General features: G+C 43.5%; 13 protein-coding genes. 8 read left to right on the plus strand and 5 right to left on the minus strand.

The genetic code is table 11. From position 1 onward, the window contains the following. The first annotated feature begins 20 nt into the window (after nucleotides 1–20). Nucleotides 21–2,258, plus strand: coding sequence for a glycoside hydrolase family 3 protein (locus ACTFWY_RS11335; RefSeq protein WP_117474711.1), 2,238 nt, complete (start codon nucleotides 21–23; stop codon nucleotides 2,256–2,258). Further along, entirely contained in the window at nucleotides 2,252–3,646 is a 1,395-nt protein-coding gene (locus ACTFWY_RS11340) for a glycoside hydrolase family 1 protein (protein WP_003128624.1), read from the plus strand. Before ACTFWY_RS11335 ends, ACTFWY_RS11340 begins: the two co-directional genes overlap by 7 nt. Nucleotides 3,647–3,767: 121 nt before the next feature. Here ACTFWY_RS11340 and ACTFWY_RS11345 read toward each other — a convergent pair whose 3' ends face one another. Beyond that, nucleotides 3,768–4,628, minus strand: a complete 861-nt coding sequence (locus tag ACTFWY_RS11345) for a MurR/RpiR family transcriptional regulator (RefSeq protein WP_003128626.1) — start codon at nucleotides 4,626–4,628, stop codon at nucleotides 3,768–3,770. 217 nt (nucleotides 4,629–4,845) lie between these two features. Here ACTFWY_RS11345 and rpsO point away from each other — a divergent pair, with 217 nt between their 5' ends. From rpsO to celB, 5 genes are all read left to right on the plus strand, one after another. After that, a complete protein-coding gene (gene rpsO / locus ACTFWY_RS11350) occupies nucleotides 4,846–5,115 on the plus strand; it encodes a 30S ribosomal protein S15 (protein ID WP_003128628.1) in 270 nt (89 codons plus the stop codon). Nucleotides 5,116–5,508: 393 nt separating this feature from the next. Then, entirely contained in the window at nucleotides 5,509–7,626 is a 2,118-nt protein-coding gene (gene pnp / locus ACTFWY_RS11355; protein ID WP_117474719.1) for a polyribonucleotide nucleotidyltransferase, read from the plus strand. Between the two features lie 188 nt (nucleotides 7,627–7,814). Further along, on the plus strand, nucleotides 7,815–8,582 hold the full coding sequence (locus tag ACTFWY_RS11360; protein WP_003128632.1) for a DeoR family transcriptional regulator: 768 nt from the start codon (nucleotides 7,815–7,817) through the stop codon (nucleotides 8,580–8,582). Between the two features lie 160 nt (nucleotides 8,583–8,742). Further along, the gene (locus tag ACTFWY_RS11365) at nucleotides 8,743–10,134 is read left to right on the plus strand and encodes a glycoside hydrolase family 1 protein (protein WP_005472722.1); all 1,392 of its coding nucleotides are present in this window, start codon (nucleotides 8,743–8,745) and stop codon (nucleotides 10,132–10,134) included. A 3-nt stretch (nucleotides 10,135–10,137) separates the two neighbouring features. Then, complete coding sequence (celB, locus tag ACTFWY_RS11370) at nucleotides 10,138–11,499, plus strand: PTS cellobiose transporter subunit IIC (protein WP_003128635.1); 1,362 nt, start codon at nucleotides 10,138–10,140, stop codon at nucleotides 11,497–11,499. A 179-nt stretch (nucleotides 11,500–11,678) separates the two neighbouring features. On the opposite strand, the gene fni is transcribed toward celB, so the two are convergent. The 4 genes from fni to mvk are packed head-to-tail and all read right to left on the minus strand — an operon-like array spanning nucleotide 11,679 to nucleotide 15,739. After that, nucleotides 11,679–12,719 carry a type 2 isopentenyl-diphosphate Delta-isomerase gene (gene fni, locus ACTFWY_RS11375; RefSeq protein WP_003128636.1) on the minus strand — a complete coding sequence of 347 codons (1,041 nt, stop codon included), beginning with the start codon at nucleotides 12,717–12,719 and terminating at the stop codon, nucleotides 11,679–11,681. Then, nucleotides 12,719–13,798: a phosphomevalonate kinase gene (locus ACTFWY_RS11380; protein WP_003128637.1), complete on the minus strand. Its 1,080-nt coding sequence runs from the start codon at nucleotides 13,796–13,798 to the stop codon at nucleotides 12,719–12,721. Before ACTFWY_RS11380 ends, fni begins: the two co-directional genes overlap by 1 nt. Beyond that, nucleotides 13,795–14,814 (minus strand): diphosphomevalonate decarboxylase, encoded by a 1,020-nt coding sequence (gene mvaD / locus ACTFWY_RS11385; RefSeq protein ID WP_005472717.1) that lies wholly within the window; start codon nucleotides 14,812–14,814, stop codon nucleotides 13,795–13,797. The genes ACTFWY_RS11380 and mvaD overlap by 4 nt, the downstream gene beginning before the upstream one ends. Next, nucleotides 14,807–15,739, minus strand: a complete 933-nt coding sequence (mvk, locus tag ACTFWY_RS11390; protein ID WP_003128639.1) for a mevalonate kinase — start codon at nucleotides 15,737–15,739, stop codon at nucleotides 14,807–14,809. The genes mvaD and mvk overlap by 8 nt, the downstream gene beginning before the upstream one ends. A gap of 414 nt (nucleotides 15,740–16,153) precedes the next feature. Between mvk and ACTFWY_RS11395 the strand changes: the two genes are divergently transcribed. Next, the gene (locus ACTFWY_RS11395) at nucleotides 16,154–16,798 is read left to right on the plus strand and encodes a deoxynucleoside kinase (RefSeq protein ID WP_003128640.1); all 645 of its coding nucleotides are present in this window, start codon (nucleotides 16,154–16,156) and stop codon (nucleotides 16,796–16,798) included. Nucleotides 16,799–16,847 lie beyond the last annotated feature (49 nt).

Below are 16,847 nucleotides of genomic sequence, written 5' to 3' on the forward strand. Positions count from 1 at the left end.
TTTGATGATAGGAGTTTAAAATGATCGAAGAAATTGTAAAGAAGATGTCCCTAAAAGAAAAAATCGGCCAGTTGAATCAGCGATTGTATGGCTGGCAAGTTTATCAGAAAAAGGAAGGAAAACTTTATTTGACAGACTACTTCAAGTCGGAAGTTGCTCGCTTTGGCTCGATTGGCTGGATCTACGGCGTTTTCCGAGCAGATCCTTGGTCGGGCAAGGACGCAACAACGGGTCTCTCGGTGGAAGAATCACGGGAAGTCAGCCGGATGATTCAGGACTATTTAAAAGAACATACTCGTCTTGGAATCCCAGCTTTTTTGACAGAAGAATGTCCTCATGGTCATCAAGGATTAGCAGCAACAACACTGCCGGTCAATTTCAGTACAGGGGCTAGTTGGAATCCTGATCTTTATCAGAGCGTGCAGACGTTCGTGGCACAAGAGTTACGAGCTAAAGGGGCGCAAGTTGGGCTGATCTCTACCTTGGATATCGTACGAGATCCTAGGTGGGGACGAACCGAGGAATGTTTCAGTGAAGATCCCTACTTAGCCAGTTGTTTTACGCAAGCTGCGGTCAAGGGAATGCAAGGGGAAATACTTGGTCATGAACCGACAACCCATGTACTGGCCGTGTTAAAACATTTTGCAGCTCAAGGTTCAAGTATGGGCGGGCACAATGCAGGACCAGTCAATATTGGGGAGCAAGAATTGCGAGAGATTCATTTACCCGCTATGCTGGCGGGAATTCAGGCAGGGGCACTAGGGTGCATGGCTGCTTATAATGATTGGGATGGTGTCCCTTGTCACGCGAACCCTCGCTTACTTCAAGAGATTTTGCGAGAGGAAGCCGGCTTTGCAGGAGTTGTGATGGCAGATGGTTGTGCGTTGGACCGTTTAGCGGATTGGCTAGGAAACAAACCAGAAGCGGCAGCCCGGGCCATGAACAGCGGCGTAGACATCAGTTTATGGGACAATGTTTTCCCTCAGTTGGAAGCTGCTGTTGATCAAGGGTTGATTAAGCAAGAAACCATTGATCGATCCGTGATGCGCGTTCTGAAACTGAAAGAGCAGCTAGGACTTTTTGACGAACCGGTGCCTACGGTGTCCGTTCCGGATCAAAAGCAGTTTCAAGAAAGTGCAACTCGTTTAGCAGAAGAAGCCATCGTTTTGTTGAAAAATGAGCAAGTCTTACCGTTAAAGAAACAAAGACAAACAATTGCTGTTATTGGTCCTCATAGCAAAAACAGCTATCATCAGCTAGGGGACTATACTCCTTTCAAAGAACTGTCTGAGTGCCGCAATCTGTGGGAGGGGTTGCTGGAAATCAAGGGGACCGAAACCACTTTTATTCAAGCAGATGGCTGCGGCATCACAGAAGGAACCAAAGAGCAACTGACTGCCGCATGCCAAGCGGCAGCAACAGCGGATCAAATCATTTTAACGATTGGCGGCTCTAGTATTCGTGACTTTTCGACGGATTTTGATAAGAATGGAGCTGCCTTGCAAGGATCTGCGGAGATGACCAGTGGGGAAAATATCGATCTGGCGTCTTTGGCATTGCCAGAATGTCAAAAACGATTGATTACTGAATTGAAAAAATTTCAGAAACCTCTGATCGGTATTGTCATTGCTGGCCGTCCTCATCTGTTAAGTGAGGTCAGTACCGCTTTTGATGCGTTGCTTTTTGCAGGTTATCCAGGGCAATTTGGCGGAAGTGCGCTAGCTCGGATTCTTTTTGGCGAAACGAATCCCAGTGGGAAACTAGCTGTTTCTATTCCAGATGAAAATGGGCAGCTGCCAGTTTATTACAACTACCGTGAGGCTGCTTTCCAGAGAGATTACACAGATTGTTCAGGAACCCCTCGTTATGGGTTTGGTTATGGTCTAAGCTATGCAGAATTTATGCTTAAGGGAATCCATGCGCAGTATGCTCCGCAAGCAATCCAAATTAATGGAACAATCGAGAATCTTTCGGTGATAGCAGGAGCTGAAGTGGTACAAGTGTATCTTCGCAATTACTCACAGCAGGTCTTACCGCGTGTCAAAGTGTTATGCGGTTTTCAAAAAGTCTTTTTGCCAGCCAAAAGCACCGTCGACTTTTCTCTAACAGTTTCTTATGAAACGTTGAAACGGTTGAACATTTCACCAAATGAATTGCCAGCTGATTTTATCATCCAAGTCGAAGCAGCCAATCAGAAACAAGTATTCACGAAGCCATTGAAACAAGAAGAAAATGGAAAAGGAGAGAAATCATGTTAAAATTCCCGGAAGGATTTTTATGGGGAGCAGCTGCTTCTGCTCCTCAAACGGAAGGCGCTGCGGCGATTGATGGCAAAAGCCCTTCAACTTGGGATAAATGGTTCGAATTGGAGCCAGACAAGTTCTACGATCACGTAGGACCTAGTGATACTTCGAATACCTACCGACACTTTCGAGAAGATGTGGCGCTGATGAAAGCCATGAATCTGAACTCTTATCGGACGTCAATTGCTTGGACACGACTAGTACCTGATGGAAAGACGGTCAACCCTCAAGCAGTCACCTTCTATCGTGCCTATTTTCAAGAAATGGTCGATCAAGGAATCGAACCTATCATCAATTTGTTCCATTTTGATATGCCGTGGTGGTTAATGGAAAGAGGTGGTTGGGAAGCCAGAGAATCGGTAGATTACTTTGCCGCTTACGCTCGTATCGCCTTTGAGCAATTTGGCGACATTGTCAAAAAATGGGCCACATTCAACGAACCTTTAGTTCATATTGAATGCGGATATATGGGGGATGCCCATTGGCCTAAAGTTCATAATTTTAAACGAGCGATCCAAGTAGGCTATCATACACTGTTAGCTCACGCAAAAGCAGTAGCTGCTTTTCGCGAACTTGCGATTCCTAACGGAGAGATAGCGATTATCTTAAATTTATCGCCCGTCTATCCGAAAAGTCCGCAGTCTGCTGATCTTGAAGCTGCTGAATGGGCAGACTTACTCTATATTCGCAGTTTTTTAGACTGTACAGTCCTCGGACGATTTCCAGAAAAATTAGTCGCGATGCTGAAAAAGTCAGGTCTTGCTCCTGTAACAGAGGAGGGGGACCGAGAACTTTTTGCCTTAAATACGGTGGACTTTATTGGTTGCAATTACTACCAGCCATTACGAGTTCAAGCCCCGATTGCGCCGAACGATCCAATCACAGGGCCGAGGGATCTTTTTCGAGGCTATGATTGGCCGGACAAAAAAATCAACCCTCATCGCGGTTGGGAAATCTTTCCGCAAGGTATTTATGACATTGCCATGCGTCTAAAGAATAGCTATGGCACGATTCCTTGGTATATTTCTGAAAATGGTATGGGGGTTTCTCAAGAAGAACGCTTCGCAACGCAAGAGGGGGAGATTAATGACACCTATCGCATCGAATTTGTAACAGATCATCTCAAAGAACTGCAGCGGGCGATCGAAGCAGGAGCCCCTTGCTTCGGTTATCATATGTGGACATTTATCGATTGTTGGAGCTGGCTGAATGCGTATAAAAATCGTTATGGGTATTATCGAGTAGATTTGACAGATGATACCCGAACACCAAAAGCGTCGAGCTTTTGGATGGCGCAAGTAGCAAAGGACAATGGGATCGATTCAGGGAATGGACCTGATTAGCCAGCAAATAAAGCATGCTTCAGAGAGACGATTGGACCTCTGGAGCATGCTTTGAGTGTTTCAACTGATTTTATTTTATGCTTAAGTTTCGACCACTGAATTTAGCAGGCGCATTTGACGATCAGAGATATTTGTGACGATAGTCAGCAATGGCCTGTCTTGATTCGTAGATATTTTGAGCCAGCTGTTCATTTTTACTCAAAAAGACATAGAACAGCACATCAACTGCCAAAAGATGAGCAATAATCGAGTTGGTTGCTGCACTGCGCATATTGGCTTCTTTCGGTCTGGAAACTTGCAGCGGAACATCTGCTAATTTCGAAAGGGAATTACTGCCAAAGCGAGTCAAAGATAGAACTGGAATCCCCATCTCCTTCGTAAACTCCGCAAGGTGTAGGATTTCAGGTGTTTGACCACTGTTTGAGACAGCCCAGAGCAAACATTCTTTTTCGTGTTTGATCAATTGAGGCAACAGCGAATTATAGTCGGTTTCGAAAATAACCACTTTGCCTAAGCGAGTCCATTTTTGTTGGATATCTTGAGCAATCAAAGAGGAAGCACCGATACCACATACGAAGATCCGATTGCGGGTTTTCAGTAGGTCCGCTGCTGCCAGCATTACTTGTTCTTCTAAAAGGTCCGCAGTCTCATGCATAGTCACTTGGGCATTATGGCTCAATTTCGCAGTAATATCATGAAAAGATTCGTTCAATGCAACATCTGCATAGCCAATGATCTCCTCATGGGTTTGTCGGGAGCCAGATTCCGCAGAAAGCTGAATCTTAAGATCAGTTAGGCTGGAAAAGCCTGTTTTCTTTGCAAAACGAACAACTGTAGGGGCGCTGATCCCGGTAGCTTGAGCCAACTGACTCGCAGTCATCGAAGGAACTTTTTCAGAATTTTTTTTGATGTAATCAAAAAGTTTTTTTTCGGAATTGGATAATTCGCTCTGGATACTTTCAATGCGAGAAAGGACGCTCATAAGGTCACCTGCTTTAAGAAATTTCTAGATTTAGTATACCATAAGTTGGAGTGTTGCTTTCATTTTAAAATGAAAAGATTCAGCGAAGAAACTTGCATTTTTAGGTAGAATAAAGTAAAGTAATTACGTGTGAATACACGCTACCTGTTACTTGGTTCAACGAGTCACCAACGTTTTACTCAGTCGCAGGTGAAAAAAGAAAAAAGAGGTGAAAAACATGGCAATTACGAAAGAACGCAAAAACGAAATCATCAACAAATTTGCTCGTCATGAAGGAGATACTGGTTCTCCAGAAGTTCAAATCGCTGTTCTTACAGAAGAAATCAACCATTTGAACGAACATGCACGTATGCACAAAAAAGACCACCATTCATACCGTGGCCTAATGAAAAAAGTTGGTCACCGTCGTAACTTATTAGCATACCTACGTCAAAAAGACGTACAACGTTACCGCGAATTGATCCAAGCTTTAGGATTACGTCGTTAATCAAACAAAGAAAAGTGAGGTTCAACCCGAATCTCACTTTTTTGCTATGAATCACTGCGACTGGGCGGCACAAGCCGTACAGAGCAGATGATGAATAGTACTAGGCGACTAACCAGGAGCGTAGTCACCCGAGCGGAATCACTGCGACTGGGCGGCACAAGCCGTACAGAGCAGATGATGAATAGTACTAGGCGACTAATAATAGTGGCCCCATCTTTTTAACAAACTCAATTAGCGGGACTTGACTGGTGAATCAAACCCGCAACTAAAAAAGAATCTCTGAGACACGGCGAGCAGCTTCCTACTAACCAAATGAAAGCAGCGGAAGCACCGATCCGCTTTTTTCATTTGTTTAGTAGTGACTTGCTTGGCTCAGAAAAAAAGGAGCAGATCATGACAGAAAAACAAGTATTCAAAACGACTTGGGGCGGGCGTCCGCTACAAGTTGAAGTTGGCCAATTAGCCAAACAAGCAAATGGCGCAGTACTCGTCCGCTATGGCGATACAGTAGTTCTTAGTGCAGCCGTTGCTTCAAAAGAAGCAAAAGATACAGACTTCTTCCCTTTAACGATCAATTATGAAGAAAAAATGTACGCAGTCGGGAAAGTTCCTGGTGGTTTCATCAAACGTGAAGGTCGTCCAAGTACCGAAGCAACATTGACTGCTCGTTTGATCGACCGTCCAATCCGTCCAATGTTTGCGGATGGTTTCCGAAATGAAGTCCAAGTGACAAACATTGTCATGAGTGTGGAACAAGATTGCTCACCAGCAATGGCTGCAATGCTAGGCTCTTCTTTAGCGTTGTCTATTTCCGATGTGCCTTTTGACGGACCAATCGCTGGTGTTGAAGTTGGCCGTGTCAATGGGGAATATGTGTTGAATCCAACCGTTGAACAAGCAGAGCAAACAGATATCGAATTGACGGTTGCTGGTACGAAAAAAGCCATCAACATGGTAGAATCAGGAGCGAAAGAAGTTTCTGAAGATGATATGTTAGGCGCTTTGCTGTTCGGTTTTGAAGCAATCAAAGAATTAGTTGCTTTCCAAGAAGAAATCGTTGCAGCAGTCGGTAAACCAAAAATGGAAGTGACTTTGCTTCAAGTAGATGCTGACTTGAAAAAAGAAATTTTCGATGGCTACTATCAAACAATGAAAACGGCTGTTATGACCGAAGAAAAATTGGCTCGTGAAGACGAGATCGACAACGTCAAAGAAACAGTTAAAGAAGTTTATGCAGAAAAATTTGCGGGTCATGAGGATGAAGCGCAGCTTCTAAAAGAAGTGAAACAAATCGCAGAAGACCTTGAAAAAGATGTTGTCCGTGAATTGATCACGATCGACAAAATTCGTCCCGATGGCCGGAAATTGGATGAAATTCGTCCATTAGCCTCAGAAATCGGTCTGTTGCCTCGTGTTCATGGTTCAGGACTATTCACTCGTGGGCAAACGCAAGCATTATCTGCTTGTACATTGGCACCATTGGGTGAACATCAAATCATTGATGGTTTAGGGGTAGAAGAATCAAAACGGTTCATCCACCACTATAATTTCCCGCAGTTTTCAGTTGGTTCAACAGGACGTGCCGGTTCTCCAGGCCGTCGTGAGATCGGACATGGCGCTTTAGGTGAACGTGCCTTGGCGCAAGTAATCCCAAGTGAAGAGGATTTCCCTTACACAATCCGTTTAGTGGCAGAAGTATTAGAATCCAATGGTTCATCCTCACAAGCAAGTATTTGTGCGGGTACATTGGCATTGATGGATGCTGGTGTTCCAATCAAAGCCCCTGTTGCTGGTATCGCGATGGGACTTGTCTCTGATGGCGAAAACTATACGATCTTGACCGACATCCAAGGATTGGAAGATCATTTAGGCGATATGGACTTTAAAGTTGCCGGAACAAAAGATGGAATCACAGCCTTACAAATGGATATCAAGATCCAAGGAATCACCGAGCAAATCTTAACTGAAGCTCTATCGCAAGCGAAAAAAGCACGGATGGAAATCTTAAATGAATTGACTTCAACTATTGCTGCGCCACGGGAAGAATTGAGTCCATACGCACCGAAGATCGAGATGATCCAAATCGACCCAGCCAAAATCAAAGATGTGATTGGTAAAGGTGGCGACACGATCAATGGCATCATTGATGAAACAGGCGTGAAGATCGACATCGATCAAGACGGAAAAGTATCAATTGCTTCTTCTGATGCGGAAATGATCAAGAAAGCTATTAAGATCATTGAAGATCTAACAAAAGAAGTCAAAGTTGGCGAAGTTTATTTAGGAAAAGTTGTTCGTGTTGAAAAATTCGGCGCTTTTGTCAACTTGATCAAAGGCAAAGATGGGTTAGTTCACATTTCTCAACTTGCAAATGAACGGGTCAACAAAGTAGAAGATGTTGTCAAAGAAGGCGATGAAGTTCTTGTGAAAGTCACAGAGATCGACAAACAAGGTCGAATTAATTTGTCTCGCAAAGCATTATTGACTGACGATAAAGCAGAGAAGAAATAATTTTCTTAACTAGTTATCCGCAAGAGAAGATTTTGCAAACGTAAATCAACGTCCAACCCCCCAGTAATCGATTCGTTTACTGGGGGGTTTTTACGACATAAGGCACAGACATTTCGCTGATAATAAGGTAAACTGACTCAAAGAGGTCGGGCAATCAAAAATTCAAAAAACGTATAGAAGGTGAAAAAATGAAAGCCACACAGGGAAGTGTTTTTCGACGACGAGAGGCCTTGATCACCTACTTAGATAAGTATGATTATGGGACTGTTTCAGAATTAGCGGATCGATTTCAAGTATCAGAAGTGACGATTCGCAGGGATTTGTTGTTTCTGGAAAAAAAGCAGTTGATTGAACGTTATTATGGCGGCGTGAAACGGATCAAGAAATCAGAAAAAAGAGAATCCCAGCAACTTGGATCGGTAGAAGAATTTCCTTGGCAGCGACTGCTTCCACCGTTACACCTTTTGCTGCAAGAAAAGAAATTGATTTTTGTGGGGGCTGGACGCTGGTCGAAAGAATTGATCCACGCAGTTGCTGATTTTGATTTAACGATTGTGACCAATGACCATTCCGCATTGATTGATCTAAAACCAGGACGGGCGATTGTTTGTCTGTGTGGAGGAGAAGTGGAAAGCAACTCCACTGCGTTAGTCGGAGATATAGCGACACTGGCTTTCAGCAAATATACGGCTGATTTGTGTTTGATTGAAGCCTCAGGAATCGACTCCCATGAAATCACAACAACGACACTAAGTGAATCCTTTGTGTATCGGACGATGCTTCAGCATACTCAAGGAGAGAAAATCATCTATACGGAAGGAGAAAATATCGGCCATGTCCGAGGATTTATGATTGATCGTACGTTTATGGCGAATCGCTTGTTTAGCAATAGGCAACTTACAGAGATCGAGACGGCGCAATTTTCTTCTCAAGGTCTGCAGTTTTCGCTGCTATGATTTTAATTTGGCATTGAAGCTTTTCTCAGACAATCAATTAAGGAGAATCGTTCATAAATATTCTTTCATGAACAGTTCTTGTCCGGCTATTGCTTTTGATCAAGGAGACGATTATCCTAAATACCAGAAAGCGATTTACTAAAAAAGACAGGAGAACATCATGACATCAAAATTTCCAACAGATTTTTTATGGGGAGCATCCATTTCCGCACATCAAACAGAAGGAGCTTATTTAGCGGATGGTAAAGGACTAAGTGTTCAAGATACTCGTCCCCGAGACAATAACGAGATCGCCGATTTTACAGTAGCGGTGGATCATTACCATCGCTACAAGGAAGATATCGCCTTGTTAGCAGAACTAGGAATCAAAGTTTTTCGCTTTTCAATTGCATGGTCACGGATCTACCCTGAGGGGCGGGGAAGTGTTAACCAGAAAGGATTGGACCATTATAGTGCTGTCATCAACGAACTGTTGAAGCAGGGAATCCAACCATTTATTACGTTAAATCATTTTGATTTACCACAAGCATTGGAAGATCAAGGCGGCTGGACAAATCGCAGTACAGTTGAAGCTTTTGAAACCTATGCTAAGACATTGTTCAACGCTTATGGTGATCGGGTGACCCATTGGTTGACGATCAATGAACCGAATATCATGCTCTTAGTCGATCGCAAGATACTAGGCAAAACGATTCCTCTACCTGAGAAGTACCAGCAATTCCATCATCTGATGATTGCTGAAAAGCTTGCCTTCAAACATTGCCATGAACTCGTTCCAAATGGAAAAATTGGACCAGTCCCTAATATCTCGCTTGTTTATGCAGCAACCAGCAAGCCGGAAGACAATCAGGCAGCCCTTTATTTCAATAGCGTTCGGAATTGGGCGTATTTAGATTTTGCCTGCTTAGGACGCTACAATACAGTCTTTCAAGATTACTTGAATCAAAGTGGGGTGAAGATCACTATCCACCCAGAGGATCAGGCTTTGATGACCAGTGCCTTCCCAGACTTTGTAGCTATGAATTTCTATACAACGGTCACAGTTGAACAGCCAACGATGGAAGGAGACATGACGAATGGGATCAGTGATCAACAAAGTGAAGACATCATGGAACGAGGGTTTTATAAAGGATTTACGAATCCCTATTTGAAGAAAAATGCGTTTAACTGGACCATTGATCCTCTGGGCTTAAAAACGACTTTGCAAACACTCTATGATCGCTACCATCTACCAATCCTCATCACAGAAAACGGTTTGGGAGCAGAAGATCATCTGGAAGAAAACGGCGCAGTCCATGATTCTTACCGTATCGACTATTTGCAGCAGCACATCCAGCAATGTCTAGCAGCTATCGAGTCAGGAGTGGAATTGATTGGCTATAGTCCTTGGTCTGCGATCGATTTGATCAGTGTCCATGAAGGCATCAAAAAGCGCTATGGTTTTATTTATGTGGATCGGAATGATGCCGATGAAAAAGAGCAAAAGCGTGTGAAAAAAGATAGTTTTTACTGGTATCAAAAGTTGATCGAAAACGGACATTGGGAGGGATAAGCAATGAATCATGTCTTTACTTTTTTAGAGCAGCGATTGATGCCGCCATTAAATAAAGTCGCTAACTTGCGTTTTATCCGGGCAATTATGCAAGCGGGAGTCATCACGGTTCCTTTCACGATCGTTGGCTCGATTTTTTTGATCATCAATAACCTGCCTCAAATTATTCCGCCGCTGGCCAGCTTTTTTGAACAGACGATTTTGAAATTTTCCCCGCTTTATAATGTCGCGACAACTATGTCTATCGGCTCGATCGCACTCTTTTATTGTTTAGCCACTGCGTATTATTTAACGGACATCTATCGCAAAGAAGAAAAACTCCAATTGAGCAGCTTTGTTGGCGCAATTCTTGGGTTGTTTGCATTTTTGATGACGATCATTCAAGTCGATATTTCAGATAGTGGGGCACAATTGCTTCAAACAACTGGAGAGACAGCTATCATCTATAATGGTGTAGCACTTGGTTCTTGGGTGACACGGTTTAGTGGGGTCGGTATTTTTATCGGTATCCTTACGGCGGTGCTGGCAACCCAAGTCTATCGTTTTTGTGTTAAAAAGAAAATCACGATCCAAATGCCAGCGGGAGTACCAGATGGGGTCAGTAAAGCATTTGCTTCCCTGATTCCAGCGATTATTATTGCTTTTTTGATGATTCTGATCAATGGCTGTTTAGCCGTTTTTCATACCGACTTGCATGGTTTGTTGTCAAAACCATTTGAATTTGTAAAAGATTTGACAGGTTCTTGGCTAGGGATCATTGTAATCATGTTGTTGATTCATTTGTTGTGGGCCGTTGGTGTTCACGGAACAGCCGTCATCAAAAACAGTTTTATCAATCCTATTTTATTAGTTGCTTTAACCGAAAACATCGATGGAGCAACCAACATTTTTGCCGGTGATTTTGTCAATATGTACATTTTTATTGGCGGTGCTGGCAGTACGTTAGGGTTGGTCTTGTTGATGCTGTTTCGAGCTAAATCCCAACAGTTGAAAGTATTGGGCAAAGCGGCGATCCTTCCAGGATTGTTCAATATCAATGAACCAGTGATCTTTGGTGCGCCAATCGTCTATAATCCTTATTTGATTATTCCTTTTATTGTGACACCGCTGATCAATGTGACGATTGCTTATTTTGCTACATCCTTTGGCTTTGTAGCTAAAGTGATCACCGGGATTCCTTGGATCTCACCTGTTGGGATTGGAGCATTTCTTGGAACTGGCGGTGATTTTCGCGGAATCTTGATCGCTATCCTTAATTTATTGATTTCGGTTGTCTGCTATTATCCATTTTTCCGAATGTACGATAGTAAACTTTTTGCGGAGCAGCAAGCAAACGAAGCAGAAGCGACTCTCCATGATCAGTAGACAAAAAGAGCGTGGGACAAAAGTAAAAAACACTTTTGTCCCACGCTCTAAACACGTCTAAATGGCGGAAGCAGAAGCAACTCCGAGAAATTAATCGAACTACCCCAAAATTTGAAAAGCAATTTCCGTGTATTCCTCCTTATTTTGCGGAGTTTAACATTTCTGTCCCAGCCTCTTTTTTAGCGAAAACTATAATCCGACAACGAAATATGCCGGGCATGACACCAGTCTTTGACAGAACCGGAGAAAATTAGCGGTACATTGGTCAAATCCTGTGTCAGGGTTTGTCCGACCATGGTGTAGAGCAGCTGAAGCTGTTCTTTCCAAGACTGGATGGTGGCAATCGTTTCTTCAGGTCCTTTATCTAAGAGCATGGTCAAAATCGTAGCAGAGATTCCGACACTTTTGGCACCAAGACATAAAGCTTTGAAAATATCAAAGGCATCTCGAATCCCTCCTGAAGCGATTGTCGTGAAGGAGTGTTGCACTTCGTTGGCTTCTAGTAAAGAAATAACCGTCGATTGGCCGAAGTGATTCAAGTAAGCCATTTCTCGTTTTTTTCTGCGGGCATTTTCAATTTGGGTAAAACTCGTTCCGCCGCTACCAGCAACATCGATCGTTTGTACGCCTACCGAAATCAATTGCTGAATAGTCTCTCGGGTCATACCAAAACCGACTTCTTTTACGACAACTGGTACTGGAGCCGCCTTTACGATTTGTTCCAGCAGACTTAGCCAATTGCTGAATTCACGGTCCCCTTCTGGCATCACCAATTCTTGAGGGGCATTCAGATGGATCTGTAAGGCATCGGCTTCAAATAAGTCGATCGCACGCAAGGCATTTTCAACGGAACTACCAGCACCGACATTTGCTAAAAGAAAGCCCTCTGGATTGACTTGGCGAACGACTTGGAACGTGTCGGACAGCGCTGGGTCTTTTAATGCAGCTGAGACAGAACCAGTCGCCATCATCAGGTCACAAGCTTTCGCAACTTCAGCCAAGTCTTGGTTGATTTTTTTGCTTTTCTCACTTCCGCCTGTCATGGCGTTGATGAAAAAAGGGGTAGCGAAAGAGCGGCCAAAGAGTTCCGTTTCCAAAGTGACTTGTGCGCTATCGATCTCGGGAAAGGACTGGTGAATAATTTGAACCGCATCAAAATCATTCAACCGTGGCTTGTGAAAGGCTTTTGCCAATGAGACGTGTTCATCTTTTCGATTCATTAAATCTCCTCCCGATAATGATAGACATGCAGCGGCAATGGAATAATGTCGGCTTTTTCCCAAGCGCTCATCAATGGTAAGATCCCGGTTTTTTGATCGACGATCACAATGCCGCAATCCCCGCCGCCAGCGCCTGAAGACTTGGCGGCCCCGCGATAGGTTTCTGCTAAGTCACATAGTTTCTTTAAAGCGGGTGTTTCAATGGTTACACCAGTCAGACTAGATAATCCTACAAGTAATTTTCGATTTTCGGTAATCATTTTTTTGATTGTTCGGCTGTCTTCATTTAAAAAGCCATCAATCAAACGATTGACACAGTCTTTGCTGTCTGCCAAAAATTTGGCATAGCCCTTTTCTTTGGCTTCTTTTGATTGGTAGACTTGGTCAACTAAATCAGAAGTGGAAGCAGGACTACCTGTCCACCCAATCAACAGGCGCAATGATTTTGGGACAATCAATGGACGGATCGAAAGCTCTGGCCAATCACTGGTCAATAGCTGAGTCAATGTCCATTCCTGCTGTTTTCGTAAGACCCACTCATGATCAAATGTGGAAAAAGCCAGCCAGCCGCCATAGCAAGAAGCAGCAATGTCACCACACGAGCCATTCCCTTGCACGGCCAAATGGGCCAATGCGGCGATCTTGAATTGCGTCAAGCGATCCATTTTTAGATCATAGTAGAGGTTGAGTGCTTTGACGGTAGCAACGGTCACTGCACCGCTAGAACCAAGTCCATATTTTCGACCGTTGGAATTATCTAACTCACTCGTTACTTTTAAGTCATAAAAAGAGAGCAGGGTTCCTTTTTCTTGAGCGTATTTTTCTGTTAGACGAATAGCAGCTAGAATGTAATGAAAAGGATTTTCTCGGTGGTCCAGTACTAGTTCGCCATTGCGGCGGGTCCAGCGGATCGGCAAGTCACTGTACTGGGCAGATTGGATACTGCCGTTTTTGCGGGCGCCTTCGATCGTCACATTGATGAATTGATCCACCGCAACGATGATCGCTGGATGTCCAGGTTCAACGACCGCATACTCACCTGCAATAAATAATTTGCCGGGGACTGAGATTTCTATCATTTCGACACTCCTTCATTTGTCATAGACGGATCGGTCACTGTCATTGGTAAATCAACCAACCCTTGTCCTGCGTGAGCAACGATTAATTGTTCAGGATGAAAATCTTTTTTCAGCTGGGTTAATATAGCTTCTTCGTCTTTTCTTTGACAAAGCACTTTGACATTTGGTCCGGCATCCATCGTAAAGTAGCAGGCCAGCCCTTTTTGACGCAAGGAACGGACGCAATCCATTGCTCGCAAGGATTCAGGAGACCAGTAGGTGAACGGTGGAGTCGCCGCCATAGTAGTGGCATGCATTTTTAGGGCATTGGCTTCTGTCGTTTCACCTAATAACTGAAAGTCTTTTTCGCGGATGGCTTGCTTTAACTTTTTCAAATCGTGTGGTGTGCTTTCTAGCCAACCAGAATAATAGCTGGAAGTCTCTACAGTCCGACGCATCCCGTCACGACTGGAAACATCTTTTGCTTTGTCGTTGATCAAAATGAAAAGCATACTTAGCTCTTTTTCCCAGCCTTCCGAAGCAATCGGTGTTGCGTAAGACGTGTCATCATCACCAGTATGCCATTCGACAAAGCCGCCAAAAATACTGCGACAAGCAGAGCCAGATCCCCGCCGAGCGAGACGGGATAGTTCTGTTTGTGATAATTGTAAGTCAAGTGCTGCGTTACAGGCTCCGGCTAAAGCAGCTAGTCCACTAGCAGATGAAGCAAGACCAGCAGCTGTTGGAACGAAATTGCGGCTGTTGACTTGCGCGAAAAAAGGACAATTGGCTTTTGCGCGTACAAGATCCAAAAAAGCGGAGATTTTCTTCGTTGCAGCCTCACTCTGCTGTTTGTCATCCAGGAAAAAACGGTCTTGAGTATATTCCTCTGAAAAGGTAACAGAGGTTTCTGTATAGAAAGCATCTAACGTCAAAGATAAGCTGTTATTCATTGGCAAGATCAGTGTTTCGTTCTCCTTGCCCCAATATTTGATCAAAGCAATATTCGTGTAGGCTCGCGCCTTTCCTTTATACATGTTCGTAAGCTCCTAATCCTTGAATCCAAGTGGCATGGGCGCCATTGGACAATAAAATACGGCTGATCACTTCAGCCTGTGTTTTTGTTTGAGTCAAAGCGATCATACAGCCACCGCGGCCACCGCCCGTCAGCTTTGCGCCAAAAGCGCCGTTGGCTAATGCCAGTGACACGAGATCGTCCAGGTTTTGATTGCTGACACCTAGTTGCCGGAGGGTCTCATGTGCGTGGGTCATTGCCTGACCTAGCTGCGTCAGCTGATTATGTAAGATAGCTTCTTTAGCGGTCTTTGCTAAAGAACCTAAGCGGCTGATAGCCTGACTCGTTTGGTGTTTTTGCGTTTCAAACAGATGCGCGACGCTTTTGACAGCTGTGCGGGTCTGACCTTTGATCCCTGTATCGGCGACTAACAAAAAGCCATCGATCGTCAATGGAAAAGAAGTAATCGGCTGCCCTTTGGTAAAGTAGATCGCCTCGTTGCCGCTTGTTGCTGCAGCATCAATACCGCTAGGATTTCCATGCGCGATTTTCTCAGAAAAATCGACATAATCCAATAGCCGTTCTTTTTTTAACTCTTTGTGCTGCCAATCAAAAAAGGCCCGAGTCAACGCAACTGCAACTGCCGCACTTGAACCCATTCCTCGTTCTGAAGGGATTGTACTAACGATCGAAACAGAAAAGGGACCGGTTTGATGGTCTTGCTGCAAGCGATGAAGAAGTTCTTTCACATTTTTTAAATGCGAAGGAGCTTCTTCTAGTGGGCCGTGGTAATAATTGGAGGTTAAATCATTCGTTAGGCTGGCAGTGATCGTCACGTGGACCTTTGCGCCAGCAAATGGAAAAGCGATGGCGGGTTCACCATAGACGACCGAATGTTCACCCATTAATATGATTTTCCCTGTAGCTATGCCAGTACCGAGTGACATTCATTATCCTCATTTCTCTTAGAACTGCAGCAGAAGTCAAAAGAATGTCTCAGAGGAAGCAGCAGGCAAAAAAATAAAGGTTCCCCTTTGATCCTGTGAGTCATTCTTTTAAACTAAGCTGCAATCTACTTAATAATTACTAGTGATTTCATCATAGATCCTTGTTTTTCCGTTAGAACAGAAAAGTTCGCAGAAAAACGAATAAAAGATTCTTTCTTATTTTACTAGAAGAAGGCTGTTTCGTTAAGCATTCCGAAAAAGAAATCGTAAAAAACTGAAAATATTTAAACTTTTATTGAAAATTTTTTGTTTTTATGCTTCAAAAGCGCTGGGTTGACGATACAATATCTAGTAGTGTATAGTTGATTACGCAAATGAAACATACAATATTTAGTGATGAGTGAGTTGGGGGATATGAGCGTGATCGTATTAGCAGGAACTATCGGCGCAGGAAAATCAAGTTTAACTGCATTGTTAGCTGATCATTTAGGCAGTCAAGCATTTTATGAGTCAATCGATGATAATGAAGTGCTGCCGTTGTTTTATGCCGATCCAAATAAATATGCTTTTTTATTGCAGATTTATTTTTTGAATAAACGTTTTGATAGTATCAAAAAAGCATTGAATGATGATAATAATGTATTGGATCGATCCATTTATGAAGATTCACTGCTTTTCCATTTGAATGCTGATTTAGGGCGAGCAACGGATACAGAAGTTCGGGTTTATGATGATTTATTGGCCAACATGTTGGAAGAATTGCCTTATGCAGCTCATAAAAAACATCCAGATTTATTGGTCCATATTCGGGTTTCTTTTGAAACTATGTTAGAACGGATCAATAAACGGGGACGGGAATATGAACAGTTATCCTTTGATCCTACCTTGTATGACTATTATCAAGAATTGAATCTACGGTATGATCAATGGTATGAAGAATACCAAGAAAGTCCAAAAATCCAAATCGACGGCGATCAATTCAATTTTGTTGAAGATCCAGAAGCAGCCCAAAAGGTATTAGCGATGGTCGACGAAGCACTGGCAAAAGTGCGCAAATAAAGCAACAGCTGGAGTCCAGCCCATAAAAGTGGGGATTCCAGCTGTTTTC

Origin of the sequence: Enterococcus sp. 125944 (genome assembly GCF_051909435.1) — a bacterium.
Classification (GTDB): Bacteria; Bacillota; Bacilli; order Lactobacillales; family Enterococcaceae; genus Enterococcus_D; species Enterococcus_D gallinarum.

Excerpts from the sequence above, each read along its gene's own strand:
- ACTFWY_RS11335 (WP_117474711.1), top strand. The coding sequence starts at position 21 with ATGATCGAAGAAATTGTAAAGAAGATGTCCCTAAAAGAAAAAATCGGC.
- ACTFWY_RS11340 (WP_003128624.1), top strand. The coding sequence starts at position 2,252 with ATGTTAAAATTCCCGGAAGGATTTTTATGGGGAGCAGCTGCTTCTGCT.
- ACTFWY_RS11345 (WP_003128626.1), bottom strand. The coding sequence starts at position 4,628 with ATGAGCGTCCTTTCTCGCATTGAAAGTATCCAGAGCGAATTATCCAAT.
- rpsO (WP_003128628.1), top strand. The coding sequence starts at position 4,846 with ATGGCAATTACGAAAGAACGCAAAAACGAAATCATCAACAAATTTGCT.
- pnp (WP_117474719.1), top strand. The coding sequence starts at position 5,509 with ATGACAGAAAAACAAGTATTCAAAACGACTTGGGGCGGGCGTCCGCTA.
- ACTFWY_RS11360 (WP_003128632.1), top strand. The coding sequence starts at position 7,815 with ATGAAAGCCACACAGGGAAGTGTTTTTCGACGACGAGAGGCCTTGATC.
- ACTFWY_RS11365 (WP_005472722.1), top strand. The coding sequence starts at position 8,743 with ATGACATCAAAATTTCCAACAGATTTTTTATGGGGAGCATCCATTTCC.
- celB (WP_003128635.1), top strand. The coding sequence starts at position 10,138 with ATGAATCATGTCTTTACTTTTTTAGAGCAGCGATTGATGCCGCCATTA.
- fni (WP_003128636.1), bottom strand. The coding sequence starts at position 12,719 with ATGAATCGAAAAGATGAACACGTCTCATTGGCAAAAGCCTTTCACAAG.
- ACTFWY_RS11380 (WP_003128637.1), bottom strand. The coding sequence starts at position 13,798 with ATGATAGAAATCTCAGTCCCCGGCAAATTATTTATTGCAGGTGAGTAT.
- mvaD (WP_005472717.1), bottom strand. The coding sequence starts at position 14,814 with ATGTATAAAGGAAAGGCGCGAGCCTACACGAATATTGCTTTGATCAAA.
- mvk (WP_003128639.1), bottom strand. The coding sequence starts at position 15,739 with ATGTCACTCGGTACTGGCATAGCTACAGGGAAAATCATATTAATGGGT.
- ACTFWY_RS11395 (WP_003128640.1), top strand. The coding sequence starts at position 16,154 with ATGAGCGTGATCGTATTAGCAGGAACTATCGGCGCAGGAAAATCAAGT.